We start from the raw sequence: 24,732 nt of genomic DNA, 5'->3' as shown, positions 1-24,732 counted from the left end.
CGCAAAGGCCGCCGGGTTCCCCCCAGGGGGTGGAGCAAAGTCCACCCCTAGGGGGAGAGTCAGGGTTACTGTGCGCGGCGCCGTCGGTTGGTGTGCTGGATCACATGAGCCAGGTAGGCAATCGGCCGCGGATCCAGGACATCGACGCGCTGCGTGGTTTCGCCCTGCTGGGCATCCTGATCGTGAACATCACCTTCGCCGCCTCGGGATACCCGATCCACGTCGCCGAGGATCCGGCGTACCGGTCGTGGCTCGACGAATCCGTGCACTGGGTGTCGGCGACGTTCGTGGACATGAAGTTCTACCTGCTGTTCTCGTTCCTGTTCGGGTACAGCTTCCAGTTGCAGATCGAGGCGGCGCAGCGGGCCGGGGCGGCGTTCCGGCCGCGGATGCTGCGGCGGCTGGGCGGCCTGTTCGTGATCGGCTGCCTGCACGGGATCTTCCTGATCACCGGCGACATCCTCAGCGTCTACGCGCTGATCGGCCTGATCCTGCTGGGCCTGCGACGGGTGAAGGACCGAACGGCCCTGATCGTCGCCGCCGCCATCTATGGCTACCTCTTCGTCACCCTGGCCGCCGCAGCGATGTTCTTCGACAGCTCGGCGATCCTTGATCCGGGTACGGCGGTCGCGGCGGCCCAGGAGACCGCGGCCAACCTGGCCGGCTCGTTCAGCGACGTCGTCGGCGAGCACCTCCGCGCACTGCCGACGTACGGCCTGTCACTGCTCACTGTGCAAGGCCCGACCACCCTTGCCGTGTTCCTGATCGGCATGGTGGCCGGACGCCGCCGATTGCTCGCGAACCTCAACGGCACCGAGGCAGTCCTGCGACTGATCCAGCTCGTCGGCTTCACCGTCGGCATCACGGGCGGTGTGGCCTACGCGTCCGGCGGCAACGGCGACACCGGCTCCGTACTGGCCAGCGTCCTGACCGCACCCTTCCTGACTGCCGCGTACGTCGCCACGCTGCTGCGGGTCATGCACTCCGACCGCGGACAGGACGTACGCCGCCTGCTGGCTCCAGCCGGCCGGATGGCTCTCTCGAACTACCTGGGCCAGTCGGTCGCGACCCTGCTGATCTTCACCGGCGTCGGCCTCGGCCTGGTGGGTCAGGTGTCCCCACTGACGACCATGGGCATCGCACTCGGGATCTTCGCCGTACAGGTGCTGCTGAGCCACATCTGGCTGAGCACCTTCGGCTACGGGCCGGTGGAAGGCGCACTGAGGGCGGTCACCAACGTGACCGCCCCCAACTGGCGCAGATCGGTTCAGGCCGCGTGACGGCCGTGGTGGGTGGTGAGGTGAGCGTGGCGGATCGTGTGCACGGTCCCCGCGGTCGAAGCGGGCTTGTGGTTGAAGGGCTCGGCCGCGCCACCGAGGGCGAGCAGGTCGAGCTTGGTCCGGGCCAGGTCACGGTCGTCGGCGATCCAGGTGCCCTGCGAACCGGTGGTGAGACCGGTGGAGTGGCGCCTGTTGCTGATCTCCAGAGCCGCGATCACGGCCAGCACGAGTACTACGAAAACGATGTATCCGGTCATGGCAGTAATCATGCTACCAACTAGATTCCGCCACCATTGGCACTATTGACATACTTCCACAAATTACTGCCATACTGGCTGCATGCTCCAAAAGATCGCGGTCGTCCTGATGGAGGACGTCGCCATGTTCGAGTTCGGCGTGGTGTCCGAGGTGTTCGGGATCGACCGGACCGATGACGGTGTGCCCGCATTCGACTTCAAAGTGTGTTCGACCAAGCCCGGGCAGCCCCTGCGAAGCAGCAGTCACTCCGCGGTGATCGCGCCGTACGGGCTGGAAGAGCTCGAGGACGCCGACCTGGTCGCGCTGCCGGCGACGACCTGGCGGGAGGAGTACGACGAGCGCATCCTCGACGCACTCCGCCGGGCCGAGGCCCGCGGGGCGATCCTGCTCACGGTGTGCTCGGGCGCGTTCGTGCTCGGCAAGGCCGGCCTGCTCGACGGACGGCCGTGCACGACACACTGGCGCTACGAGAAGATGTTCCAGGAGCAGTTCCCGCTGGCGAAGCTGGACGCGGACGTGCTGTTCGTCGACGACGGCAACATCATCACCAGCGCCGGCACCGCGGCCGGGATCGACGCCTGCCTGCACCTGGTCCGGCGTGAGCTCGGCAGCGCGGTCGCGACCCGGATCGCCCGCCGGATGGTGGTCCCGCCGCAGCGCGACGGCGGCCAGCGGCAGTACGTCGAAGTCCCGGTGCCGGAGTCGTCCGGCGAGAGCCTGCAGCCGGTCCTCGACTGGATGGTCGACAACCTGACCATCGAGCACACGGTCCCCGCGCTGGCCCGCCGCGCGCAGATGTCCGAGCGGACCTTCGCCCGCCGGTTCGTCGCCGAGACCGGGACGACACCGCTGAAGTGGGTCACCACCCAGCGCGTCCTGCGCGCGCGGATCCTGCTCGAGCAGACCCGGATGGGGATCGAGCAGATCGCGGCCGAGTCGGGATTCGGGACGGCGGCCCTGCTGCGTCACCACTTCCGTAGGGTGGTGGGCGTGCCACCACAGGACTATCGCCGTACGTTCCAGACCGCCGGATAATGGTTGCCTACCGCAACGCTGTCGCGGCCGATGCCGACAGCGTGATGACGTTCTGGTCAACCGCCGCTGAGGATTCGCACCGCCCGCCGGATTCCGCCGACGCCGTGCTGCGACTGATCGAGCGTGATCCGGAAGCGCTGATCGTTGCTGTGGACAACGAGGCGATCGTCGGCTCGATCATCGTCGGCTGGGACGGGTGGCGCTGCCACCTGTACCGCCTCGCCGTCGCCCCGACCCATCGCCGCCAGGGCATCGGCCGGGAACTCGTCGCACGGGCCGAGGCCCGGTTCGCGGCGTACGGCGGGACCCGTGCGGACGCGATGGTGCTCGACGACAACGCCCAGGCGCATGGCGTCTGGTCCACCGCCGGCTACGCACCTCAGCCCGAGTGGTCCCGGTGGGTCAAGCCGCTCTAGGATCACGTCACGTAGGCGGCCGATCACGGTGTGACGCCGCGCACACGATTTGCAGGGACCCCGTGGGCTCCTAGTAAGGTCCCTCGAAGTGTCACAGGGGGGTAACGGCCGAAGAGATCGGCGAGCCTAGAGAAGCTGGAGCGACTGTGGCAACGCCGACCCCGCCCCGGGCCAGCACTTCACGCCGTCTGAGCTGGGACGTCGTCCGCGTGCTCGCTGTGCTGGCAGTGATGTTCTGCCACACGACGTACCAGGGCCCGGTGCTGCATCCCGAGCTCGGCGCACCGCTGGGCAGTTATCCGTTCCAGGTCGGCGCCAGCATCCTGCTGGTGATCAGCGCGTACTTCATCTGCGTCACGATCCGGAAGGGATCGACCTCGCGCTGGCTGTGGCGCCGGATCTGCCGGGTGCTCCCGCCGTACCTGGCCGCCGTGCTGTTCACGTACACGCTGCTGGTGTTCTTCGGGCCTGACAACTGGGTCCTGCCAACCCCGCACGATCTATGGGGAAACCTCACGCTGACCAGCTCTTTCGACCCGACAGTGCACCTGATCGACGGTTCGTACTGGACGCTGCCGCTGCAGCTGATGGCGTTCGTCGCCGCAGTTCTGCTCTGGCCGCGTGGCATGGGCTCGGGGCAGCGGATCACCGTGCTCCTGTGGGTGATGACCCTCGCGCCGGTGGTGCTGCAGTGGCACGACCGGATCCTGCACAGCCCCTTCTGGGTCCAGCAGGCGTGGAACGGACTCGGGCTGCACCGGCTGCAGTTGTTCGCCATCGGGATCGCGATCTGGCTCTGGTCGGAGCGGCGGATCGGCGTACTGCAGCTCTCCGCTCTCCTCGTCGCGACCGTGTTCGCGCAGCACGCGCACACCGCCGACCTCCCCTCATCGCTGGGCATCGGCGTACTGCTGGTCTTCGTCGCATTGGCCGCCCGCGGTCCGGACTGGCGGCTGCTCACCCCGATTCGCCGGCCGATCGAGTTCCTGGCCCGGATCTCCTTCGGCATCTACCTCCTCAACCAGGAGGTCGGCTACCTGATCGCCTACCACCTGATGGCACTCGGGGCGGGCCGGGTCCTGCAGATCGCCGGAGCCGTGGCCGGCGTGATCACGCTGGCCTGGCTGCTGACGAAGTACGTCGAACAGCCGGCCTACCGGGTCCTGACCGCAGTCCAGCCCCGGCGGCTCGGATTCCGCGCGGTCGCCTGGCTGAATACTTGACATCGGATACCCACGGTCTAATACTCGATTTCGAGTATTAGAGATCGAGGGGGTGCGCGATGGCGAAGCGGAAGGTCGGGAATCCGCTGGCGTTCGCGGTGCTCGCGAGCCTGGCCGAGCGGCCGATGCACCCGTACGAGATCTCCACGCTGCTCCGGGCCCGTGGCAAGGACCAGAGCATCAAGCTGAACTACGGCTCGCTCTACTCCGTCGTCGCGGCGCTGGAGAAGCACGGGTTCGTCGAGGCGCTGGAGACGATCCGGGAGGGCAACCGCCCGGAGCGGACGGTCTACCAGCTCACCACGACCGGCCAGGAGGAGTTCTCCGACTGGCTGGCCGAGCTGCTCGGTACGCCGTCACGCGAGTTCCACCCGCTCGAGGCCGGCCTCGCGTACCTCCCCGGTCTGCCGCCCGACCGCGTGGTCGAGCTGCTCGAGCAACGGCTCACCGCGGTCGACGCGGAGATCGCGGAGATCACCGCGATGCACGACCAGATGACGGCGATGGAGTTCCCGCGGATCTTCTGGGTCGAGTCGGAGTTCCGGCTCGCGCTGCTCCAGGCCGAGTCGGCGTACGTCCACCAGCTGACCGAGGAGATCCGCACCGGCACGCTCGGCGGATCGACGTTCTGGCGCCAGGCCTGGAAGGTCTTCGTCGAGGACGGCATCTCCCCGGCCGACCAACTGAAAGACCCGGTCAAGTACTTCGGGACGGACTTCGCCTGGATGAAGGCCGTCCCGCCGGAGGCCACCAGCTAGCAAACGGCCCTCGACCCACGGTGCGGCAACACCAGGGTCAAGGGCCGCGGTTCCTCGAGTCGGTCCGAAGACCTGGCACCCAAGGCGCAACCACAGGATAGGCCAGGCCGGACCGGCTCCCAGCACACACAAAGGGAGTCACGTGATGGCTACGCATGCCCTCGAAGCGGCCGACCTGGTCAAGACGTACCCGGCCGGCCGGAAGAAACCACCCCTGCGCGCGCTCGACGGTCTCACCTTCTGCGTCCCGGAAGGCGTCGTCCTCGGCCTGCTCGGCCCGAACGGCGCCGGCAAGTCGACCACCGTCAAGATCCTCACCACCTTGTCCCGGGCGGACTCCGGGACCGCGCGCGTCGCCGGGTACGACGTGGTCCGCGAGCAGGACCAGGTCCGGCGCTCGATCGGCTACGTCCCGCAGAAGTCCAGCTCCGACCCGATGGCGACCGGCGTCGAGAACCTCGTCCTCAGCGGCCGGATCTACGGCCTGTCCCGGCCGGCGGCGGTACGGCGGGCAACGGAACTGCTGGCGCGGTTCGGCCTGACCGAAGCCGGCGGCCGCGCGGTCAAGACGTACTCCGGTGGCATGCAGCGCAAGCTCGACGTCGCCCTCGGCCTGGTCCACCGGCCGCGGGTGCTGTTCCTCGACGAACCGACCACCGGCCTCGATCCGGAGGCGCGCGCCGACCTGTGGAACGAGGTCGCCCGATTGTCCGGCGAGGAAGGCCTGACGGTGCTGCTCACCACGCACTACCTGGAAGAGGCAGACCGGCTGGCCGATCAGCTCGCCATCGTCGACCACGGCAAGATCGTTGCCGAGGGCACCCCGGAGGCGATGAAGGCCGAGTTGCGTGGCGACTCGGTGCAGGTCGAGCTGGTCGACCCGGACCTCGACGGCAGCGTCCGGACATTGCTCGGCCAGTTGCCCGGCGTCGTGGCGATTGTTGTCGAGGGCAACGTGTTGCGGGCGCGCGTCGACCACGGTGCGACCGCGGTTCCCGCCGTACTGGGAGCCCTTGAGGACAAGGCGGTTCCGGTCTCCGCAGTGACCGTGTCACGGCCGTCGCTGGATGACGTCTATCTGCGGTACACGGGCCGTTCGTTCCGCGTGGAAGGGGAGGCCGCGTGATGACGACTCTGACTGTTACTCAGCCTGGATTCCTGGCGCACACCCGGTTCATCACGGGTCGTTGGCTGCGGGCGTCGTACCGGCAGCCGGCGTTGATCGCGTTCACGCTGATCCAGCCGGCGATCTGGTTGCTGCTGTTCGGCCAGCTGTTCAAGGGTGTGGTGAACATCCCGGGCTTCAGCGATTCGTCGTACATCGCGTTCCTCACCCCGGGGATCGTGATGATGACCGCGCTGATGACGAGCGGCTGGAACGGTACGACGTTCATCGCCGACATGGAGCGCGGCGTGATGGACCGGCTGCTCGCGTCGCCGGTCAGCCGCGGCGGGCTGATGGCGGGGCAGCTCATCAGCAACGCGACCACGACGCTGATCCAGACCATCCTGGTCTTCGCGATCGGCATCGCGGCCGGCGCTCGGTACGACGGTGGCGCTACCGGTTACCTGGTGACGATCGTGGTGTCGATGCTGGTCGGGATCGCGTTCGGCTCACTGTCCAACGCGGTGGCGCTGCTGACCCGGCAGCAGGAGGCGCTGATCGGCATCTTCCAGTTCGTCTCGCTGCCGCTGACCTTCATGTCATCGATCATGATCGACCCCGCGGTGGCGCCGCACTGGGTCAACGTGGCGGCTCGCTTCAACCCGGTCGACTGGGCCGCCATCGCCGCCCGCCAGGCCCTGGCCGCCGATCCGGACTGGTCGTCGGTGCTGCGGCACGGCGGCTATCTGCTGGCGTTCACGCTGATCGTCGGCTGGCTGTCGACCCGCGCGTTCCGCACGTACCAACGGTCGGTCTGACCCCGTGGCCCTCGCCGCTCAGCCGGCGAGGGCTCTCCCCCTCCCCCTTCTTTCCTTCCCTTCGTGCTCAGTGCGCGAGGGCTTCGGCGTACCAGGGCTTGATGACTCCGTCGATCAACGCCAGGCGTTCGTCGAAGGGGATGAAGGCGGACTTCATCGCGTTGATGGCGAACCAGCGGAGATCGGCCAGGCCGTAGCCGAAGGCCTCGGCGAGAAGGGCCAGCTCGCGGCTCATCGACGTACCACTCATCAAGCGGTTGTCGGTGTTCACCGTCACCCGGAAGCGGAGCTTGGCGAGCACGCCGATCGGGTGATCCGCGATCGACGCGGCCGCGCCGGTCTGCAGGTTGGAGCTCGGGCACATCTCCAGCGGGATCCGCCGGTCCCGCACATACGCCGCCAGCAGCCCGAGCTCGGCCTTCTCCCCAGCCTCGTCGTACGTGATGTCGTCGATGATCCGTACGCCGTGACCGAGCCGGTCGGCGCCGCACCACTGGATCGCCTGCCAGATCGACGGCAGGCCGAACGCCTCGCCCGCGTGGATGGTGAAGTGCGCGTTCTCGCGCTGCAGGTACTCGAACGCGTCCAGGTGGCGGGTGGGCGGGTACCCCGCCTCGGCGCCGGCGATGTCGAACCCGACCACACCCGCGTCGCGGTACGCGACTGCCAGCTCGGCGATCTCCCGGGACCGGGCCTTGTGCCGCATCGCCGTCAGCAACTGCCGAGCCACGATCGGCCGCTCCGCGGTCGCCATCCCGTGCTCGAACCCCTCCCGCACAGCATCCACGACCTGCTCGAGCGTCAGCCCAGCCGTCAGGTGCTGCTCCGGCGCATACCGAACCTCGGCGTACACCACCCCGTCCGCGGCCAGATCCTGCACACATTCGCTGGCCACCCGCTTGATCGCCTCAGCGTTCTGCATCACCGCCACCGTGTGATCGAACGTCTCCAGATACCGCTCCAGCGACCCCGAATCCGCCGACTCGACGAACCACTCCCCCAGCTCGCCCGCATCGTTCCGCGGCAACCGATGCCCGATCTCCCGCGCCAACTCCACAACCGTCCCCGGCCGCAACCCACCATCCAAATGGTCATGCAGAAGCACCTTCGGCGCCGCACTCAACAACTCAGGCGAGATCATGCCGCCATCTTCGCAGGCACTTCCCGAGTTTCTGAGGTGCTGACTCGCCTGAGTTGTGCAACGCGGCGTTGCACAACCGCCGTGACGCCTGTGGGTAGTCGGTCACCAACGGTGGCGATTCCCAGGCGGGAATTGAGGCTGGGTGGGGCGTGAATGCACCGTTGCGGGGTGGAGATTATGAAGAGTTATCACCTCAGGTATGGCGGTGGGCTGGAGAGTTTGCGGGTGCGGGAGCATGTGGTGCCCGAGCCGGGGGTGGGCGAGGTGTTGGTGCGGGTTCGGGCCAACTCGTTGAGCTCGCGGGAGCTGAACATTCTGCGCGGGCGGTATCCGCTGCCGGTGGGGGACGACATCGTTGCGGCGTCGGATGGGGCCGGCGAGGTGGTTGCCGTCGGGGATGCGGTCGACCGGGTTCGGGTCGGGGACCGGGTGATGGGGGTTGTGTTCCAGCGGTGGTTCGACGGGCGGTTCGATCTTGGGCGGGCGGATCAGTTGGGTGGTTCGCTCGATGGGCTGCTGACGGAGTACGCCGTACTCGATCAGGAGGGCGTCGTACTGATTCCCGAGCATCTGACGTTCGAGGAGGCGGCGACGCTGCCGTGTGTGGCGGTGACCGCGTGGAACGCGCTGGTCGGTGGGCAGGGTTTGGAGCCTGGCGAACATGTGCTGACGTTGGGGTCGGGCGGGGTGTCCTTGTTCGCGTTGCAGTTCGCCAAGTTGCTTGGGGCTCGGGTGATCGCTACTGCCGGGAGCGATGAGAAGGCTGCGCGGCTGACGGAGCTCGGTGCTGATGCCGTCATCAACCACACCATCATGCAGGACTGGGCGAAACAGGTACGTGAACTGACCGCGGGCCGTGGAGTCGACCACGTCGTGGACGTCGCGGGAGCCTTGAACGAGTCGCTGCGGGCCGTCGCCACCGGTGGCGAGATCGCGTTCGTGGGCTCGCTGGGCGGTGCCAAGCCGATCGATGCCCGGCTGCTGTTCACATCCGCGGCGACGGTACGCCCGATCGCCCTAGGCCACCGAGCCCACTTCGAGGCGATGAACCAGGCGATCGCCCAGGCCGAACTCCACCCGGTGATCGACCGCGTCTTCCCCTTCGACGAAACCCCCGATGCCTTCCGCTACTACGCGAACGGCGGCGGCTTCGGCAAGGTCGTCATCACCCACTCCGCCTAACCCCCACCCAGCCGACCCGCGGCCCGGCAACCCGGCACGGTCCGACCCACTCCAGCCGGCCCGCACCGCCGACCATCCGCCCAGACCACGGACTCGGTCCGCCTTGACCGAGCTCTGCCTGGGCCACCGCCGGGCTCGGGTCTCGGTGGTCTGCCGGGCTCGGTTCGCGGGCGGCGGGTGGTCAGATGGCGTGGATTTTGAAGACGGGGACGCCGGGGGCGATGTGGCGAAGGACCTCGTCGGGGGAGTCCTTGGTGACGTCGCCGCTGAAGAAGGTGCCTACCTCCCAGGCCCACTTCTTCAGGTAGAGGCGCAGCATGGGGAGCTTGTCGGCATCGGGGACCTCCTCGGCGCGGAAGGTCTCCACCTTGCGGCCGAGCTGGAGGCGGGCCTCGTTGGTGGCGCGGAGGTTCTTCACCCACTGGGTGTGGCCGCGGGGAGCGACCAGGTAGCGCTGGCCGTCGAGGACCAGCAGGTTCACGGGGGTGCTGCGCCACTCGCCGCTCTTGCGGCCGCGGACCGAGAGGACCCGGCTGCCCATCAGGCTCAGGCCGAGCTTGGTGAGGCGGGCGACGATCCGGTTGAAGACCCGCATGCTGCCCTCGGCCGCGGTGATCACGCGCTTGCTGTCGTAGGTCTGCTTGTACTCCGGCATCGTCGTACCTCTCCTGATCCGCGAGAGCGGTGCTCTCTGTTGTGATCAGTGAACACCGGAGCAGTGCTCACTGTCAAGAGCACTGCTCTCGATTCTGTGGCACACTGGGCTCATGAACGCTGGACGCACCGCACGCGAGCGAGCCCGGGCCGAGCTGACCGACGAGATCAAGTCGGTCGCCCGGCGGCAGCTCGCGACCGTCGGGGCACAGGGGTTGTCGCTGCGCGCCGTGTCCCGCGAGCTCGGGATGGTGTCGTCGGCGCTCTACCGCTACTTCCCGAGCCGCGACGACCTGCTGACCGTCCTGATCATCGACGCGTACGACGCCCTCGGCGAAGCAGCTGAAGCCGCGGCCGTGAAGTCAGGCGCATCCTTCGCAGTCCGCACCCCGGAGACCCCAGACCCGGGGACCACAGACGGAACGCCGGACACGGGCTCGCCGCGTCGAGAGGCGACGCCGAAGCCGCGTGGTGGAGAGGCCGCCCGGGAGGCAATGCGGGATGGGGGGCCAGCGTTGGGTGTCTCGGAGGGGGACGCTGCCTCGGGAGCGCACGCCGGAGAGGCGGGCCGGGAGGCAGCGGCGCGGGATGGGGCCGCAACGCCGGAGGCTGGGGCTTGGGATGGGGAGGCGGCGCCGGGGCCGGGAGGTTGGGATCCGTTGGGGAGTTGGGTGGCGGTGTTTGCGGCGGTGCGGGAGTGGGCTCGGGCTAATCCGCAGGAGTATGCGTTGATCTACGGGTCGCCGGTGCTGGGGTATCAGGCGCCGCAGGCGACGGTGGAGCCGGCTGTTCGGGTGCCGATGCTAATTCTGGGGCTACTGCAGCAGGCGGATGCGGAGGGCCGGCTGGTGCCGCCTGCGGACGCTCCCGAGCCGGACGGGGTCCTGGCGAGCCAGGTGAACGTGCTGGTCGGGTTGGCTCCCGGCCTGCCGCCGCGAGTGCTGTTGCGGATGGTGATCGTCTGGACGCAGCTGTTCGGGATGATCAGCTTCGAGTTGTTCGGTCAGCTGGTCGGGTCGATGGACCCGGCGGACGAGTTCTTCGCCTCGGCGACCCGGCAGATGGCGACGTTCGTCGGACTCAGCTGAACGCCTTCGGGAGTGGGAGGTCGACCGCACGCGTGATCCGGCGGACGTACTCGTCGCGGGGAATCGCGACCGCGCCGAGGGTCGCCAGGTGATCGGTGACCCATTGGATGTCGAAGACGCGGTCGGCGGCGTACTCGTCGTCCAAGAGCTCGATCAACCCGGCGACAGCGGCCTTCGACCCGTCGGTCTTGTGGTGGAACATCGACTCACCGGCGAACAGCCCGCCGATCGCGACGCCGTACAAACCGCCCGCCAACTCGTCGCCGTCCCACGCCTCGACCGAGTGCACCCAGCCGAGCCGATGGAGCTCGGTGTACGACGCGATGATCTCCCGGTCGATCCACGACCCCGGCCGCCGCGGATCCGCACACGCACGAATGACCTGGTCGAACGCCGTGTTGACCCGGATCTCGAACTTGCTCCGCGCCCGCCGCACCGTCCGTGACGGCCGATACCCCGCCACCTCGATGACCCCGCGATCGACCGGCGACCACCACAGCACCGAGCCCCGGTGGTCCGGCATCGGGAACAGCCCTCGCCGGTATGCCGCCAGCACGGTCCCCGGCGCCAGGTCGGCACCGCCCGCGACCACGTCGCTCGCCCCGGCAACCCCGACCGGCGGAAACTCCCACACAGAAGCAGCAGGCTCGACAGGCACACCACCATCCTGGACCACGCCCGCCGAGCCCGTCGCCGAGGGGACCACCAGGGGACACCAGGGGTTTGTCCCGAGTGGCGGGGCTCCGGAAGCCACGTAGAGTTGAACCACGCCCAGGCTCCGGACGCGGAGGAGGGCGGGAAGGAGCACCGTGGCCGGAGTAGCCAGGTTCGTCGCCAGCAGTCTTGCGCCCGCCGCGCAGCGGTTCGCCCCGCAGGCCGCGGCGGGTGTGCTGCGCCAGATTCTCGAAGTCGCGATCGACGGGTACCAGCGGTTCCCCGGCGCCGAGCAGGTCGCGGAGAGCAAGCTGATCCGGTGCGAGGGCGACGCGCAGCTCGCCGTCGATGCGGTGATCGACCAGCACATCCGGCTGGCCGGCGTCCAGGGATTCGCCACCGGACTCGGCGGCCTTGTCACCCTGCCGGTCTCATTGCCCGCGAACCTGACCGGCATCGCGATCGTCCAGGCGCGGATGGTCGCCGCGATCGCACACCTGCGCGGCTACGACCTGGACGACCCGCGCGTCCGCACCGCCGTCATCACCTGCCTGCTCGGCGAGGAGGGCATCGCCGATCGGTTGAAGAAGTCGAGTCTGGTGTCGTCGCCGATGGCGATCGCGACCGCGCCGGTGTTCGACCCGGAGCTGGATCGCCAGATCTCCGGCGAGGTGGTCGGCGAACTGATCGCCCGGATCAGCGGCAAGAAGATGGCGCTCACCGTCACGCGCCGGATCCCATTGCTCGGCGGCGTGGTCGGCGGCGGCGTCGACGGCTGGTCGACGTACCGCGTCGGTCAATACGCCGACAAGAGCCTCGTACGCCGAATCCGCCGCCCGATCGAGCCCTGATACACCTGACGACTGCTGGCGGGTGAGGCCTCCGCACGATCTCAGCTACCGGGCGCCTACGCACGCCAGCGTGACCGCCGGAATCGCGCTGAGCGTCAGGCGTCGGCCGGCGCCAGGGTGCGTCTTGTCAGAGGGAGACGCTTGCGGGTCTCGCCGTTCGCGGGTGTCTCGATGAAGAGAAGCAGATCCGGATGCGCGGGGAGCGCGAACTCGGTGACCGTGAAGTGGAGCTCGCCAGCCACCGGGTGAACGACCTGACGCGGCCGCGGTGTGCAGGCGGCAACCTCGTGACGCGACCACAGCTCCGCGAACTCGGGACTCAACGCCCGCAGCCGCTCCAGGTCCGTCTCCCACTCCGGGTCTCCGACGTGTTCGCCGTACGCCGATCGCAGGCGGCCGACGAGGTACGGGAGCTCGGTGTCGTAGTTCAGCAGCTGCTTGCGGGCGGTCGGCTCAGTGACGATGCACCACAGCAGGTTCTTGTGGATGCAGGGCAGCTCGTGCCAGTCGTGGAAGAGGTCTGCGAACGCCGCGTTCGTACGGATGATGTCGAACCGGGTGTTCGTGATCACCGCCGGCAGCGGGTCGAGTGAGTCGAGGATCTCGGCGAAGACCGCCTCGTTCGCGCACACGCTCGCCCGCGGCGGCCGCGCCGGAGTCGCCTCGGCCAGGCGGTACAGGTGCTCGCGCTCGATCGAGCTGAGCCGCAGCGCCACGGCGACCGCGTCGAGCACCTGCCCACTCGCGTTGATCGGCCGCCCCTGCTCGAGCCAGGTGTACCAAGTCACGCCGACACCCGCGAGCTGAGCCAACTCCTCCCGCCGCAACCCCGGCGTACGCCGCCGCCCACCGCCAGGCAGCCCAACATCCTCAGGCGACACCCGAGCCCGACACGCCTTCAGGAACTCCCCAAGCTCACCCCGGTGCGTACTCACCCGCCCATCCTCACCACCCCCACCGACACTTTCAGCCGGCTAGGGCCTGGACTACTCGGCTCGGCGATGGTTTGCCTAGTTGGTCGGCCATCCAGGTGCTGGTGGTGACCAGTTTTTGCAGGTCTACGCCGGTTTGGATGCCTAGGCCGTCGAGTTGCCAGAGGAGGTCCTCGGTGGCGAGGTTGCCGGTGGCGCTCTCGGCGTACGGGCAGCCGCCGAGGCCGCCGGCGGAGCTGTCGACCGTGGTCACGCCGGCTTGTAGTGCGGCGAGGGTGTTGGCGAGCGCCTGGCCGTAGGTGTCGTGGAAGTGGACGGCCAGCTTGTCGACGCCGACTCCGGCGGCGGCGAAGGCGGCGATCAGCGCAGTCACCTGGCCCGGTGTCGCGACGCCGATCGTGTCACCGAGGGAGAGCTCGTGGCAGCCGAGGTCGACCAGCCGCGCGCCGACCTTCACCACCTGGTCGATCGGTACGTCGCCCTCCCACGGGTCGCCGTAACACATGGACACGTACCCGCGGACCGTCAGCCCTTCGGCCAGCGCGCCCTGGATCGTCGGGGTGAACATCGTGAACTGGTCGTCCAGCGTGGAGTTCAGGTTCTTGGACGCGAAGGTCTCGGTCGCACTGGCGAAGATCGCGATCTCGCGGACGCCGGCGGCGAGGGCGCGGTCGAGGCCGCGTTCGTTCGGCACCAGCACCGGGGCGCGCACAGCGTCCGGGAGGTCGAGCCGCTCGAGCAACTCGGCGGCGTCGGCGAGCTGCGGGACCCACTTCGGGTGCACGAAGCTGGTGGTCTCGACGGTCGTCAGACCGGCATCGACCAGCCGGTTGATGAACTCGGCCTTCACCGCGACGTCGACGATCGCCGACTCGTTCTGCAGACCGTCGCGCGGGCCGACCTCGTAGATCGTCACCCGGTCGGGCAGTCCGTCGGCCTTCACCAGTTGGGGCTTCCGCATGTATCGCCTCCGTGGCTGAGCGTAGCGCGGGGTCTCCGCGAGAATGGCTCGTGATGACAACTCTTGCCGACATTCTGCGTGCCGTCGAACGCGGCGACTTCCCGCCCCCGGACCTCAGCATCACGGTCGTCCCGGCGCCGTCGGACCGCGAGTGCTGCGTGGTGGCGTTCACCGCCCACATCGTGATCGCCGCGGACGTCAGCCCGGCCTGGGTCGCCGAGCGGATCCCGCCGGGCGATCTGTCGGCCCCGACGAACCCGCCGTTCCTCTCCGCGCTCGAACAGGAGACCGGCCGCCGCGTGAACGCCCTCGACGCGATGCTGCTCGCTCCCGCGCTCACCGACCCGGCCGATCGCGCGGAGGCAACCCAAAGGCTGACCGAACTCACCGACCACGCCCACCCTCGCGTCGAACGCGCGTGGCGCTACCGCGACGACGTCCGGGTGTACGGCGACGATCACGGTGGACTAGTCCTGACCGGTCGAGGGCTGGCCGACCGCCTCGAGTGCGCGATCGAGGTCCCCGAACACGCCCGCGGCAAAGGCTACGGCCGCCGCCTCGCCACCGCCGCCCGCGCCCTCATCCCCGCGGACGCGCACATCTGGGCCCAGGTGACGCCAGGCAACGCGGCCTCGTTCCGCACCTTCCTGGCCGCCGGCTACAAACCCGTAGGCTCCGAGGCGTTGCTGGTCAAGTGACCGGACCGTGAACAACGTGCGGATTGTTGCTGACGGCACCTAATCCACACCTGTGGACAAACCTGGGGAAACCGCGGATCACGCCGTACGACGGTGGTAGGTGTGGGGCTCGTCCGCGTAGAAGTTGCCGCGGTACAGGCCGCGGATGATCTCGGCTTCGTAGCCGTCGAGCTCGGGCATACCGAGGTCGCGGGCGATCGCCAGCTCGGCGTGGGCGTCGTACGGGATGCGGACGAACTGGATCGAGAACGGCGCCGGGGTGGGTGAGTCCGGAACGCCTTCGAGGATCGCGTACACCGGGGTCGGGTCGTCCAGGCTGTTGCCGACCGAGCCGATGTTGAACAGGGTGCGCCCCAGGTCGACCTCGTAGAACGGGTCGTGGGTGTCGGCGTACCCGACCACGCTCGGGATCGGACCCTCACCGGTGGCCGCGGTGTTCGCGAACATCTCGACGTACTCCGCTTCGTCGTGGTCGAACCGGACCCGCCGGTGAACACTCGTCGACGACGCGTGGAACAGCCGGATCTGCCGGCCGCTGAGCAGGAAGTCGTGGCAGAAGGGCAGTCCGCGCAGCCAGGCCCACTGGTCCTCGCGCAACTCCTTCTTCCACCAGCGCAGGCCCTCGCTGTCGTGCTCGCGGTCCGGATCCGGCAGGAAGTCGTCCCAGTTGCCGAGGATGTTGACCTCGCACACCTCGCGGCACCGATCCACCACCGCCTGCCCGCGAGGCCCCTTGCCGACGTAGTCGCCGAGGTTGAAGATCCGCTCGATCCCGCGGCGCTCGATATCGGCGAGGACCGCCTCCAGCGCCGTCAGGTTGCCATGCACATCCGAGATCAGCGCGATCCGCTCCAGCCCCATGCCCGTCATGCTGTCACCCTCTCGCATCCCACCGACAACGGTTTTCGCGGGGTCAAGGGCCTGTGGATAACTTCCGCGGCGGTCGGCGGATTTTTGACAGCCTTGTGTTCGCGAGGTTGTCAGCCGACAGATCGGGGAGCGGGATGAGTGAGAACGACGACAAGTCGCCCTTCGGGCCGGGGTTCGTGGGGGCGTGCATCGTCATCGGTGCCGTGCTGGTGTGCGGCGTCCTGCTCCTCGTCAGCGGGCGGACCGCGGATCACGCGTCGGGAGGTACGACGCACTCCTCGACGACCGGGGGTCCCGCGGGGGCTTCGGGCTCCGGATCCGGGTCCGCCACTGGGTCCGGGTCCGGGAGCGGGACTGGGTCCGGGACCGGGAGCGGGAGCGGGACTGGGTCAGGGTCCGGGAGCGGTTCTGATGAAGGGCCTGCTGTGCCGGCTGGTACTCGGGCCGGGACGGGATCCGGATCCGGTGCCGGCGGTTGTGGTCTGCCGGACGGGGATCAGGCGGTGCCGAATCAGGCTCCGGTGACCGGGAGCTGGGAGATCAGCCGGCGGGTCGCCGTACCTCGATCGGATGCGTACGGGCCGGCCAAGACCGACGCCGACGGGTTCCGGCGGTGCTTCGCGCACTCGCCGACGGGCGCGCTGTTCGCCGCCTACAACGCGGTGGCGGCGCTGGCCGATCAGCGGCAGGCGATCCCGACCGTCCAGAAGCTGATGCTACCCGGCGCCAACACCGAAACGCTGATCAAGGAGTTGCGCACGGAGAGCCCGTCGACCGACTCGTCCGCGACCCAGGTGGCCGGCTTCCGGATCCTCGACGCCGATCGGGACCGGGCCACGATCATGCTCGCGGTCCCGGTCGAGTCGGCGTACATGAGCCTCACCCTCACGCTCGTTTGGAACGCCGGCGACTGGCGGGTGCAGCCTCCGCTGCCCGGCAACCCCGTCGGCGCGCCCTTCTCCCAACACAGTGATCTCGACGACTTCGTGGCTTGGAGTGGTGTGTGATGTGTGGACCGACCGAACTGGGCTGTCACATCTCCAACGGCTTCCAGACCGTCGCAGCCAACGGCCTCAAGGAGTTGACGAACGCAATCGGTAACGCCGCGATGGAGGCGATGAACGGTGTAGCGACGTTCTGGATCAAGCAGCCCTCGCCCACACTGGTCGTCGGCGCGGACACCCAGACTCCGACGAACAGCGCGATCGTGGAGTTCTTGCAGAGCAACGTGCTGTGGGTGGCGGGTGCGATCTTCACCATGGCGGTGCTGGTGGCAGCGATCCGGACTGCCTGGGAGCAGCGGGCGCAGCCGCTCCAACAGTTGCTCAAGGCAACACTTCTGTTCGTCGCCGTCAGTGCGGCCGGTGCGGCGACGTTGCAGTTGCTCGCCCAGTGGTCGGACGAGCTCGCGGAGGGGATCATCAAGTCGGTCCATCCGGACGCGACCACTCTCGGGTCCGCGATGGGCGCGCTGGTGCTGCGCGGCAGTGCGGGGGCGTTGACGGGCGATCATGCCGCCAGTCTGATGACGATGTTGATCGGAGTGTTCGTCGTCATCGCGGGGCTGATTCAGGTCGTGCTGATGGTGATCCGGTCGGCGATGCTGATCCTGCTCGCGGGCACGTTCCCGCTGGCGGCCGCGGCGACCAACACTGAGATCGGACGGTCCTGGTTCAAGAAGTACTGCGGGTGGGCGTTGGCGTTCCTCGCGTACAAGCCGGCCGCGGCACTCATCTACGCCGCCGCGATGAGGATGAACGAGCTCCACGTCGGGCAGTCCGGCAACACATTCGTACAGACCGCGACTGGTCTGATGATGCTGTTCCTCGCGATCTTCGCGCTGCCGGCGCTGCTGCGCTTCATGGTTCCGGTGACGGCGGCGGTCGCGGGTGGGAGCGCGGGGATGGGTGCCTCGGTCGCCGACCCGGGTGGCATGGCGACCGGTGCGATCAACGTCGGACGGTCGGCGATGGGGAAGTTGGGCGGGGGCGGCTCGGGCTCGAGTGGTGGATCGTCGGGTGGAGGCGGCGGGGCGTCCGGGGCGATCGGGGTCGGTGGCCCGGTGGGTGCCGGGGTGGCCGCGGCCGGTGCGGCAGTCAACGGGGCTCGCAAGCTGGCGGGAGGGGTCGCGGGGGCAGCTGCTCACTCGGCCGGCGAGGCGGGCGGCGGCTCGGCCACACCCACCTCATCCTTCGGCCCGATGTCCCGCGGCGGATCCAGGTCATCCGCAGCCCGCTCCTCCGGCTCGGGGTCCGGTTCGGGTTCCGGCTCAGGGTCGTCCGGGTCGGGGTCGTCCGGGTCGGGGTCGTCCGGCTCGAGTTCCGGCTCGGGTTCCGGCTCGGGTGCTTCCGGTTCGGGTGCTCTTGGGGCACGGTCGTCGGGCTCGGCGTCCGGCGGGAGGTCGCCGGGATCGGCTTCCCGCTCGGCCGCACATGGACGTGTCCCTGAACCGGCGGGGCCGAGCGGTGCTTGGTAGGGTTCGACGCACCGCACTAGACCGGATCGACGGATCCGAGGTGTCGACGGTTCCGCGGGCTCCGGTTTCGGCCGGCTCGACTCGCCGGGTGCGTTGTGGATAGTGGGTGGGTTCGGCGGGTGGGGGCTGAAAGGTGCGGGGCGGGGTTTTCCACAGCCTGGTTGGGGGTTGGGGCGGGTGGGTTACGCTCAGGCGACTTGCGGTTGGGGGTCGATCTGTAGCCGAAGGATCACCCCGTGTAGCGAAGTGACCTAGTCAGCTAATAGAGTCCGCGCATGACCATCGCGCCTTCGCTTTGCTCGCCCCTAGCGCTCGCCGATGCAGAACCCACTCGCGCCGCCGAACCCTGGGAAAGCGACGTGATCAGCGCGTACGGCCTGCTGCGTGAAGCAGCGGCCGAACTCGATCACCTGATGCGTCATTCCCTGAAGCGCAGTGGTCTGCAAATGGCAATGTTCGAACTGTTGCTGCGGCTCGCCCGCAGCCACGGGGAGAAGCAGCGTCTTACGTCCCTCGCCCGGGAGCTGACCGTCACGACTGGCGGCATCACCCGGCTCGTCGACCGCGCCGAGAACCTCGGCCTGGTGCGCCGGGAGCCGTGTCCCGACGACGCCCGCGGCTCGTTCGCGGTGCTGACCGAGGAGGGGAAGCGGCGGCTGCGCGAAGCACTGCCGGACCACCTCCTCGAGATCGACAGCCTCTGGATGTCCCAGCTGGCCGACGAGCAGGACGTCGTCCTCGGCAAGCTCCGCCGGGTTCGGGACAACGCCCGCCGCTGGCCGAACGGCCGGCCGGGTCTGGGGCCGATCACACCCGACCGGATCTGAATCACAAGCGCCTGACAACTGGATAAGCATTACCCGCGACTAACGGATGGGGCGCTCGACTGGTGTCGGGCGCCCCGCCGCGTAATGGTTGAGATGTGAAGCAACCAGCCGACCCGGCACGGACGGACTCCCGAACCCCAGGTGGAGACAACGGCCGGAGCGGCCCCGGGCCCAACAGCCGAGTCGACGACGGCCGCCGAGACGGAGATCGCGGCGGCAGCGGTGGGACTGGCGACCGTGGTGAGCGTGGCGGTCGCGGTGGGGACGGCAGCGGTCGGGACGGCGGCCGTGGCAACGGTGGCGGCCAGGGTGGGGACAGCAGCGGAGGCGCTGGTCGCGGCCGGGGTGGCGGCCAGGGCGAGGGTGGCGGGCAGGGCGTGGGCGGCGGCCAGGGCGTGGGCGGACCGGCCGGGGCTCGGAGTGGCACGCATTGGTGGAGTGGTACGCGGTGGCGTGGGGCTGTCGCCGGCGTGCTGGCGGCGTTGGCTGGGTTGGCGGCGGGGAGTGTCGCGGCCGGACTTCTCGGTACGTCGCAGACGCCCGTGGTGGCGATCGGGTCGGCCTTCATCGACCGGGTCCCGCCGTGGTTGAAGGACCTGGCGATCTCTTGGTTCGGCACGCATGACAAGACCGCACTGCGGACCGGGATCCTGATCGTCCTGCTGCTGCTCGCCGCAATCGGCGGAGTTCTCGCCGTACGCCGCTATTGGGCCGGCGCACTGATCACCGTCGTACTGGCCGGGGCCGCCGTGGCGGCCGCGCTCACCCGGGCGGACTCGGGACAGACCGGATTCCTGCCGTCGGCGGTCGCCGGCGTCACAGCCCTCCTGGTCCTGCGGCTCTTCAGCAGACGACTCGAGCCACTCATCGACTCCCCGGATGACGGCGTCAGCCGCCGGGGATTCCTGCAGTTGTCGGCCGGCGTCGCGCTCGGGTCGGCGGCCGTGGGCCTCCTCGGCCGAGTCGTCAGCGGCAACCGCGCCGCGGTCGCCGACGCGCGGAAGAACCTCCAACTCCCGAAGCCACCCACCCTCGACCCGCCGGCCGGTGTGCAGGCCGACGGCGCGACGCCGTGGGTCACGCCGAACGAGGACTTCTACCGCATCGACACCGCCCTGTCCGTGCCGCAGATCGTCCCGTCGGACTGGAAACTGCGCATCCACGGCATGGTCGACCGCGAGCTCAATCTGAACTTCGACGACCTGCTCAAGCGCCAGGTGATCCACAAGTGGGTCACGCTGACGTGCGTCAGCAACGAGGTCGGCGGCGACCTGATCGGGAACGCGCTGTGGTCCGGCGTACTCCTGAAGGACCTGCTCCAGGAGGCCGGACCGTCCAAGGACGCCGACGCGATCCAGTCGATGTCGAAGGACGGATTCACCGCCGGTACGCCGCTGAGCACGTTGCTCGATGATCGCCAGGCGATGCTCGCGTTCGCGATGAACGGTGAGCCGCTGCCGGTCGAGCACGGTTTCCCGGTGCGCATCGTCGTACCCGGGCTGTACGGCTATGTGTCGGCGACGAAGTGGCTGGTGGACATCGAGGTGACCCGGTTCGACCAGTTCGAGGCGTACTGGACGCCGCGCGGGTGGTCGGAGCTCGGGCCGATCAAGCTGGCGTCGCGGATCGACGTACCGTTCGGCAAGAAGGTGTCGGCGGGTCCGGTGACCGTGGCCGGGGTCGCGTGGGACCAGCACGTCGGGGTGTCCAAGGTCGAGGTCCGCGTCGATGGGGGCCCTTGGCAACAAGCGACGCTGGCGACGGACGCGTCGATCGACACCTGGCGGCAGTGGCACTGGACCTGGGACGCGTCGCGAGGCACGCATCTCTTGCAGGTACGGGCGTTCGACGAGAAGGGCAACGCGCAGATCGAGGCCTCGGCACCGCCCGCCCCGGACGGCGCGACCGGCCTGCACACGGTCAGCGTGAAGGTTGACTGACCGCCGCGAGGACCATCGGCAGGAAGGTGTGCTCGAGCGAACCCGCCGGCACTTTCCGAGGCTCGAGCAGACTCTGTGACCGCGCGCCCTCGTGCAGCGCGATCACCATCCGGACGAACTGTTCCGGCGGCACGCTGAACGTCAGCCCACTGGCCTCCGAGATCTCCTCGACCAACCGCGTCAGGCTGGCCCGGAACATCGCCCGCTGCTCGTTCAGCGCCCGCGCAGCCTCCGGATGCCGCAGCGCGTGCAACGTGAACTCGGTGGAGATCAGGTGCCACTGCTTCTGGTCCGGGGCCGCCTCGTCGAGCAGTCCCAGCACGGCGTCCAGCAGTGTGCCGGGCTGATTCGCGAGCTCGGGCAGCAGCGCGGCGATCTGCTCCAGCAGGCGATCGGTGGTTGCCTGGAACAGCGCCAGGACCAGCTCGTCCTTGGACGCGAAGTTCGAGTAGAAGGCGCCGCGGGTGAAGCCGGCGCGGTCGCAGATGTCCTCCACCGAGGCCCCGTGGAATCCACGCTCGGCGAAGACCTCGAGGGCCCCTTCCAGCAGTCGGGCCCGGGTGTTGGAGCGGCGGCGCTTGGGCGGTTCCATACGAGTAGGATACAGTTCTGTATTGAATACACAACCGTATTGAACGGGGAACTGGGATGCAGCTCGAAGCCACCGGGATCAGCGTGCGCGGACCACACGCGCCGATGCTGAACGCGACGTCGGTGCGGGTCGCCGACCATCAGCTGGTGCTGCTGGCGGGATACCCCGGTCCGGGACATGTCGCGGCCGCGCTCGCACTGTCCGGGCGGCTCAAGGCCGATACCGGCTCGGTCCGGCTCGACGGGAGGGCGGACGCGGCGCTGCTTCGTCAGAAGGTCGCAGTGGTCGACGCACCCGGGATCACCGAGCCGGACGACGCTCTGCCGGTTCAGACCGTGGTTGGTGAGGAGCTGGCGATCGCTGGTCGCAAGGCCGGTCGGAAGGCCGTGCTGGAGTGGCTGACCGAGCACGACGCGGCGGAGCACGCCGACAAGCGGTTCGAGCACCTGCCGGTTGCCGCGCGTACCAGACTGCTCGCGGAGCTGACGGTCGCACGACCTGACGTGGAGCTGGTCATCCTGACGATGCCGGACCGGCACGGTGGCGATCCGCACGAGTGGTACGCGCTGGGCCGCGATCTGGCGTCCCGCGGGTACGGCGTGGTCATTACGTGCGCGGATGCGTCCGTACGACTGCTCGACGTACAAGCCGCGCAGCTGGGCGCGACTGACCAGCCCGACCCGGTGCAGGTGGCGCCCATCGCACCGGTTGAACCCATTGCCCCAATTGAGACGGTCGACGTACCGGTCGTCGAGGAGGAGACGGCGTGACCGCGATCAGGATGGCCTTGAGTGAGTTGCGGAGGCTGACCGCCGGGCGGTTGCCCAAGCTGGCGGTGGTCGCGCTGCTGCTCGTACCGGTGCTGTACGGCGGGCTGTATCTCTACGCGAACCACGATCCGTACGGGCGCCTAGACAAGATCCCCACCGCGGTCGTCGTCGAGGACGCCGGTACGACGCTCTCCACCGGGGAGAAGCTCAACGTCGGACCGCAGGTGGCGGCCGAGCTCGTGAAGTCGAAGAGCTTCGACTGGCATCAGGTCGACCGCGCGGACGCGACGGCGGGGGTGTCGGACGGGAAGTACGAGTTCGCGCTGGTACTGCCGAGGTCGTTCTCCGCCGACCTCGCGTCGAGCGCCGAGTTCACGCCGCGGCAGGCGCAGCTCGAGCTGCTCACCAACGACGCCAACAACTACATCGCTCACACCATCGCGAACCAGGTCGTCGCCCAGGTGACCAAGACCGTGGCGTCGCAGGTGAGCGAGACCGCGGCGAGCAAGCTCTTGGCCGGGTACAACACGATCCACACGCAGATCAGCCAGGCGTCGGCCGGCGCCGCTCAACTCCAGAGCGGTCTGACCAGCGCGGCGACCGGCGTCACCAAGCTCCAGACCGGCGCGACCCAGCTCAACGCCGCGCAGAAGCAGCTGTCCGCCGGCGCGTCCCAGCTGGCGACCGGCGCCACGCAGGCGCAGCAAGGCGCGGCCAAGCTGCAGACCGGCGCCGGGCAGCTGGACGACGGCCTGAGCACGCTCAAGCGGAAGACGGCGACTCTGCCGAAGCAGACCAAGACGCTGGCAGCCGGTGCCGATCAAGTTGCCAATGGCAACGAAAAGATCGCCGTCGCCGGCCGTCAGGTCGCAACTGCCTCCAGCACGCTGGTGAAGGACCTCAGCACCCTTGACTCCGGTCTCGCCGCGCGGCTGAAGGTACAGGGGTTCAGCCGGCACCAGATCAACCAGGTGCTGGCCGAGACCGCCAAGCTGCGGGCACCGGTCGTACGCGCGAACACCAAGGTCCAGTCGACCTCCAAGCAGCTCAACCAGCTCGCCACGGGCGCGCGGAAGGTGTCGAACGGCGCGGCCGCGTTGGCGAAGGCGACGCCGGCTCTCACGAATGGGATCAGTACGGCGGCCAACGGTGCTCACCAGCTGAACACCGGGGCGGGCCAGCTCGAGACCGGCCTGACCAGTCTGCAGACCGGTGCTCAGAAACTGGCAACCGGCGAGAAGCAAGCAGTCGCTGGACAGGGGCAGCTGCTGACCGGCGTGAACAGCCTGGCCACTGGAGTCACCCAACTGAAGACCGGTGCGACCCAGCTGAACACCGGACTGGCGAATGGCGTCAAGCAGATCCCCAATCCGTCCGATGCCCAGCGCAAGGCGGTGGCCGAGACGCTCGGCGCACCTGTGACGCTGCAGAACGTCTCGCAGGCGACTGCGGACAGCTATGGCGCTGGGCTGGCCCCGTTCTTCCTGAGTTTGGCCTGCTGGATCGGTGCGTACGTACTCTTCCTGCTCGTCCGGCCGCTGTCCCCGCGGGCGCTCGCGGCCTCGCAGTCGCCGTTCCGGGTCGCACTCGGCGGTTGGTTGCCTCCGGCCCTCTTCGGTGCGATCCAGGCGACGCTTGTCTTCACCGCGGTGACTCTCGGCCTCGGGATCGACGCGGTTCATCCGTGGCTGACGGTCGGGTTCTTGATCCTGACGTCGTTCACGTTCGTCGCGATCCTGCATGCGCTGTCGGCGTGGTTCGGCGCGGTCGGGAAGTTCCTCGGGCTGGTGCTGATGGTGATTCAGCTGGTCAGCGCCGGCGGGACGTTCCCGTGGCAGACGATTCCCGCGCCGCTCTACTTCTTCCACCACGCCCTCCCGATGAGCTACGCCATCGACGGCGTCCGCCACCTGATGTACGGCGGCCCTGGGAGCTCGCTCGGACGCGATCTGTTGGCCCTTGGCGCTTGGTTCGCGGTTGCGCTCGCTGCGTCGACCCTGGCCGCCCGCAAGCAGAGGGTCTGGGTCGCGAAGAAGCTCCAGCCGGAACTCGCGCTGTAGGGCTGGGGAGTTGCCCCACGCGCGGCTCAGGACATACCGGTGGACCCCGGTCGAGCGGTCCATTGCCGACTGCGTGACCGGGGGACGCACCACGGCTGGCGCGACGGCCGGTAGTCCTACCCAACTACGGTGACCGAGTAGTC

At 68.7% G+C, this 24,732-nt stretch carries 27 protein-coding genes; 18 read left to right on the top strand and 9 right to left on the bottom strand.

The genetic code is table 11. The annotated features are described in order from the left end of the window. Positions 1–104 precede the first annotated feature (104 nt). Complete coding sequence (locus tag ACZ6O0_RS40865; RefSeq protein ID WP_465770465.1) at positions 105–1,280, top strand: DUF418 domain-containing protein; 1,176 nt, start codon at positions 105–107, stop codon at positions 1,278–1,280. Here ACZ6O0_RS40865 and ACZ6O0_RS40860 read toward each other — a convergent pair. Next, entirely contained in the window at positions 1,268–1,537 is a 270-nt protein-coding gene (locus ACZ6O0_RS40860; protein ID WP_465770464.1) for a hypothetical protein, read from the bottom strand. The genes ACZ6O0_RS40865 and ACZ6O0_RS40860 overlap by 13 nt on opposite strands. A gap of 82 nt (positions 1,538–1,619) precedes the next feature. On the opposite strand from ACZ6O0_RS40860, the gene ACZ6O0_RS40855 reads away from it, so the two are divergent. From ACZ6O0_RS40855 to ACZ6O0_RS40830, 6 genes are all read left to right on the top strand, one after another. Continuing rightward, entirely contained in the window at positions 1,620–2,573 is a 954-nt protein-coding gene (locus tag ACZ6O0_RS40855; protein ID WP_465770463.1) for a GlxA family transcriptional regulator, read from the top strand. Beyond that, the gene (locus ACZ6O0_RS40850) at positions 2,573–2,989 is read left to right on the top strand and encodes a GNAT family N-acetyltransferase (protein ID WP_465770462.1); all 417 of its coding nucleotides are present in this window, start codon (positions 2,573–2,575) and stop codon (positions 2,987–2,989) included. The genes ACZ6O0_RS40855 and ACZ6O0_RS40850 overlap by 1 nt, the downstream gene beginning before the upstream one ends. A 146-nt stretch (positions 2,990–3,135) precedes the next feature. Beyond that, entirely contained in the window at positions 3,136–4,212 is a 1,077-nt protein-coding gene (locus tag ACZ6O0_RS40845) for an acyltransferase family protein (protein ID WP_465770461.1), read from the top strand. Between the two features lie 59 nt (positions 4,213–4,271). Further along, positions 4,272–4,970 carry a PadR family transcriptional regulator gene (locus ACZ6O0_RS40840; RefSeq protein WP_465770460.1) on the top strand — a complete coding sequence of 233 codons (699 nt, stop codon included), beginning with the start codon at positions 4,272–4,274 and terminating at the stop codon, positions 4,968–4,970. Positions 4,971–5,115: 145 nt separating this feature from the next. Beyond that, entirely contained in the window at positions 5,116–6,096 is a 981-nt protein-coding gene (locus ACZ6O0_RS40835; RefSeq protein ID WP_465770459.1) for an ATP-binding cassette domain-containing protein, read from the top strand. Continuing rightward, the gene (locus ACZ6O0_RS40830; protein WP_465770458.1) at positions 6,096–6,893 is read left to right on the top strand and encodes an ABC transporter permease; all 798 of its coding nucleotides are present in this window, start codon (positions 6,096–6,098) and stop codon (positions 6,891–6,893) included. Before ACZ6O0_RS40835 ends, ACZ6O0_RS40830 begins: the two co-directional genes overlap by 1 nt. Before the next feature lie 67 nt (positions 6,894–6,960). On the opposite strand, the gene ACZ6O0_RS40825 is transcribed toward ACZ6O0_RS40830, so the two are convergent. Next, positions 6,961–8,034: an adenosine deaminase gene (locus ACZ6O0_RS40825; RefSeq protein WP_465770457.1), complete on the bottom strand. Its 1,074-nt coding sequence runs from the start codon at positions 8,032–8,034 to the stop codon at positions 6,961–6,963. Positions 8,035–8,211: 177 nt separating this feature from the next. On the opposite strand from ACZ6O0_RS40825, the gene ACZ6O0_RS40820 reads away from it, so the two are divergent. Beyond that, the gene (locus ACZ6O0_RS40820; RefSeq protein ID WP_465770456.1) at positions 8,212–9,216 is read left to right on the top strand and encodes a zinc-dependent alcohol dehydrogenase family protein; all 1,005 of its coding nucleotides are present in this window, start codon (positions 8,212–8,214) and stop codon (positions 9,214–9,216) included. Positions 9,217–9,397: 181 nt separating this feature from the next. On the opposite strand, the gene ACZ6O0_RS40815 is transcribed toward ACZ6O0_RS40820, so the two are convergent. After that, entirely contained in the window at positions 9,398–9,871 is a 474-nt protein-coding gene (locus ACZ6O0_RS40815; RefSeq protein ID WP_465770455.1) for a nitroreductase family deazaflavin-dependent oxidoreductase, read from the bottom strand. Positions 9,872–9,983: 112 nt separating this feature from the next. On the opposite strand from ACZ6O0_RS40815, the gene ACZ6O0_RS40810 reads away from it, so the two are divergent. Beyond that, entirely contained in the window at positions 9,984–10,958 is a 975-nt protein-coding gene (locus ACZ6O0_RS40810; RefSeq protein WP_465770454.1) for a TetR/AcrR family transcriptional regulator, read from the top strand. On the opposite strand, the gene aat is transcribed toward ACZ6O0_RS40810, so the two are convergent. Next, entirely contained in the window at positions 10,951–11,616 is a 666-nt protein-coding gene (aat, locus tag ACZ6O0_RS40805) for a leucyl/phenylalanyl-tRNA--protein transferase (RefSeq protein ID WP_465770453.1), read from the bottom strand. The two genes, ACZ6O0_RS40810 and aat, sit on opposite strands and share 8 nt — an antisense overlap. A gap of 151 nt (positions 11,617–11,767) precedes the next feature. Here aat and ACZ6O0_RS40800 point away from each other — a divergent pair, with 151 nt between their 5' ends. Next, positions 11,768–12,463 (top strand): EcsC family protein, encoded by a 696-nt coding sequence (locus ACZ6O0_RS40800; protein ID WP_465770452.1) that lies wholly within the window; start codon positions 11,768–11,770, stop codon positions 12,461–12,463. 95 nt (positions 12,464–12,558) lie between these two features. Here ACZ6O0_RS40800 and ACZ6O0_RS40795 read toward each other — a convergent pair whose 3' ends face one another. Further along, positions 12,559–13,398, bottom strand: coding sequence for a helix-turn-helix transcriptional regulator (locus ACZ6O0_RS40795; protein WP_465770451.1), 840 nt, complete (start codon positions 13,396–13,398; stop codon positions 12,559–12,561). Positions 13,399–13,429: 31 nt separating this feature from the next. Beyond that, positions 13,430–14,356, bottom strand: a complete 927-nt coding sequence (locus tag ACZ6O0_RS40790; RefSeq protein ID WP_465770450.1) for a hydroxymethylglutaryl-CoA lyase — start codon at positions 14,354–14,356, stop codon at positions 13,430–13,432. Between the two features lie 53 nt (positions 14,357–14,409). Between ACZ6O0_RS40790 and ACZ6O0_RS40785 the strand changes: the two genes are divergently transcribed. Next, complete coding sequence (locus tag ACZ6O0_RS40785) at positions 14,410–15,054, top strand: GNAT family N-acetyltransferase (protein ID WP_465770449.1); 645 nt, start codon at positions 14,410–14,412, stop codon at positions 15,052–15,054. A 78-nt stretch (positions 15,055–15,132) separates the two neighbouring features. Here the strand turns inward: ACZ6O0_RS40785 and ACZ6O0_RS40780 are convergent, their stop codons facing one another. Further along, a complete protein-coding gene (locus ACZ6O0_RS40780; protein WP_465770448.1) occupies positions 15,133–15,924 on the bottom strand; it encodes a metallophosphoesterase family protein in 792 nt (263 codons plus the stop codon). 211 nt (positions 15,925–16,135) lie between these two features. On the opposite strand from ACZ6O0_RS40780, the gene ACZ6O0_RS40775 reads away from it, so the two are divergent. From ACZ6O0_RS40775 to ACZ6O0_RS40760, 4 genes are all read left to right on the top strand, one after another. Then, complete coding sequence (locus ACZ6O0_RS40775) at positions 16,136–16,336, top strand: hypothetical protein (protein WP_465770447.1); 201 nt, start codon at positions 16,136–16,138, stop codon at positions 16,334–16,336. 13 nt (positions 16,337–16,349) lie between these two features. Further along, on the top strand, positions 16,350–16,931 hold the full coding sequence (locus tag ACZ6O0_RS40770; protein WP_465770446.1) for a DUF8175 domain-containg protein: 582 nt from the start codon (positions 16,350–16,352) through the stop codon (positions 16,929–16,931). Then, positions 16,931–18,400 carry a hypothetical protein gene (locus ACZ6O0_RS40765; protein WP_465770445.1) on the top strand — a complete coding sequence of 490 codons (1,470 nt, stop codon included), beginning with the start codon at positions 16,931–16,933 and terminating at the stop codon, positions 18,398–18,400. Before ACZ6O0_RS40770 ends, ACZ6O0_RS40765 begins: the two co-directional genes overlap by 1 nt. A gap of 275 nt (positions 18,401–18,675) precedes the next feature. Continuing rightward, entirely contained in the window at positions 18,676–19,227 is a 552-nt protein-coding gene (locus ACZ6O0_RS40760; protein WP_465770444.1) for a MarR family winged helix-turn-helix transcriptional regulator, read from the top strand. A gap of 29 nt (positions 19,228–19,256) precedes the next feature. Here the strand turns inward: ACZ6O0_RS40760 and ACZ6O0_RS40755 are convergent, their stop codons facing one another. Further along, positions 19,257–19,658, bottom strand: a complete 402-nt coding sequence (locus ACZ6O0_RS40755; RefSeq protein WP_465770443.1) for a hypothetical protein — start codon at positions 19,656–19,658, stop codon at positions 19,257–19,259. A gap of 51 nt (positions 19,659–19,709) precedes the next feature. On the opposite strand from ACZ6O0_RS40755, the gene ACZ6O0_RS40750 reads away from it, so the two are divergent. Beyond that, on the top strand, positions 19,710–21,167 hold the full coding sequence (locus ACZ6O0_RS40750) for a molybdopterin-dependent oxidoreductase (protein ID WP_465770442.1): 1,458 nt from the start codon (positions 19,710–19,712) through the stop codon (positions 21,165–21,167). Here ACZ6O0_RS40750 and ACZ6O0_RS40745 read toward each other — a convergent pair. Further along, positions 21,148–21,759, bottom strand: a complete 612-nt coding sequence (locus ACZ6O0_RS40745; protein WP_465770441.1) for a TetR/AcrR family transcriptional regulator — start codon at positions 21,757–21,759, stop codon at positions 21,148–21,150. The two genes, ACZ6O0_RS40750 and ACZ6O0_RS40745, sit on opposite strands and share 20 nt — an antisense overlap. 56 nt (positions 21,760–21,815) lie before the next feature. Here ACZ6O0_RS40745 and ACZ6O0_RS40740 point away from each other — a divergent pair, with 56 nt between their 5' ends. Further along, positions 21,816–22,529 (top strand): ATP-binding cassette domain-containing protein, encoded by a 714-nt coding sequence (locus ACZ6O0_RS40740; RefSeq protein ID WP_465770440.1) that lies wholly within the window; start codon positions 21,816–21,818, stop codon positions 22,527–22,529. Further along, a complete protein-coding gene (locus ACZ6O0_RS40735) occupies positions 22,526–24,589 on the top strand; it encodes a YhgE/Pip family protein (RefSeq protein WP_465770439.1) in 2,064 nt (687 codons plus the stop codon). The genes ACZ6O0_RS40740 and ACZ6O0_RS40735 overlap by 4 nt, the downstream gene beginning before the upstream one ends. Positions 24,590–24,732 lie beyond the last annotated feature (143 nt).

The sequence above is a fragment of the Kribbella sp. NPDC048837 genome (genome assembly GCF_055586945.1).
Note: the sequence above shows the minus strand (reverse complement) of the source record. Positions and strands in the feature narration are given on the sequence as shown.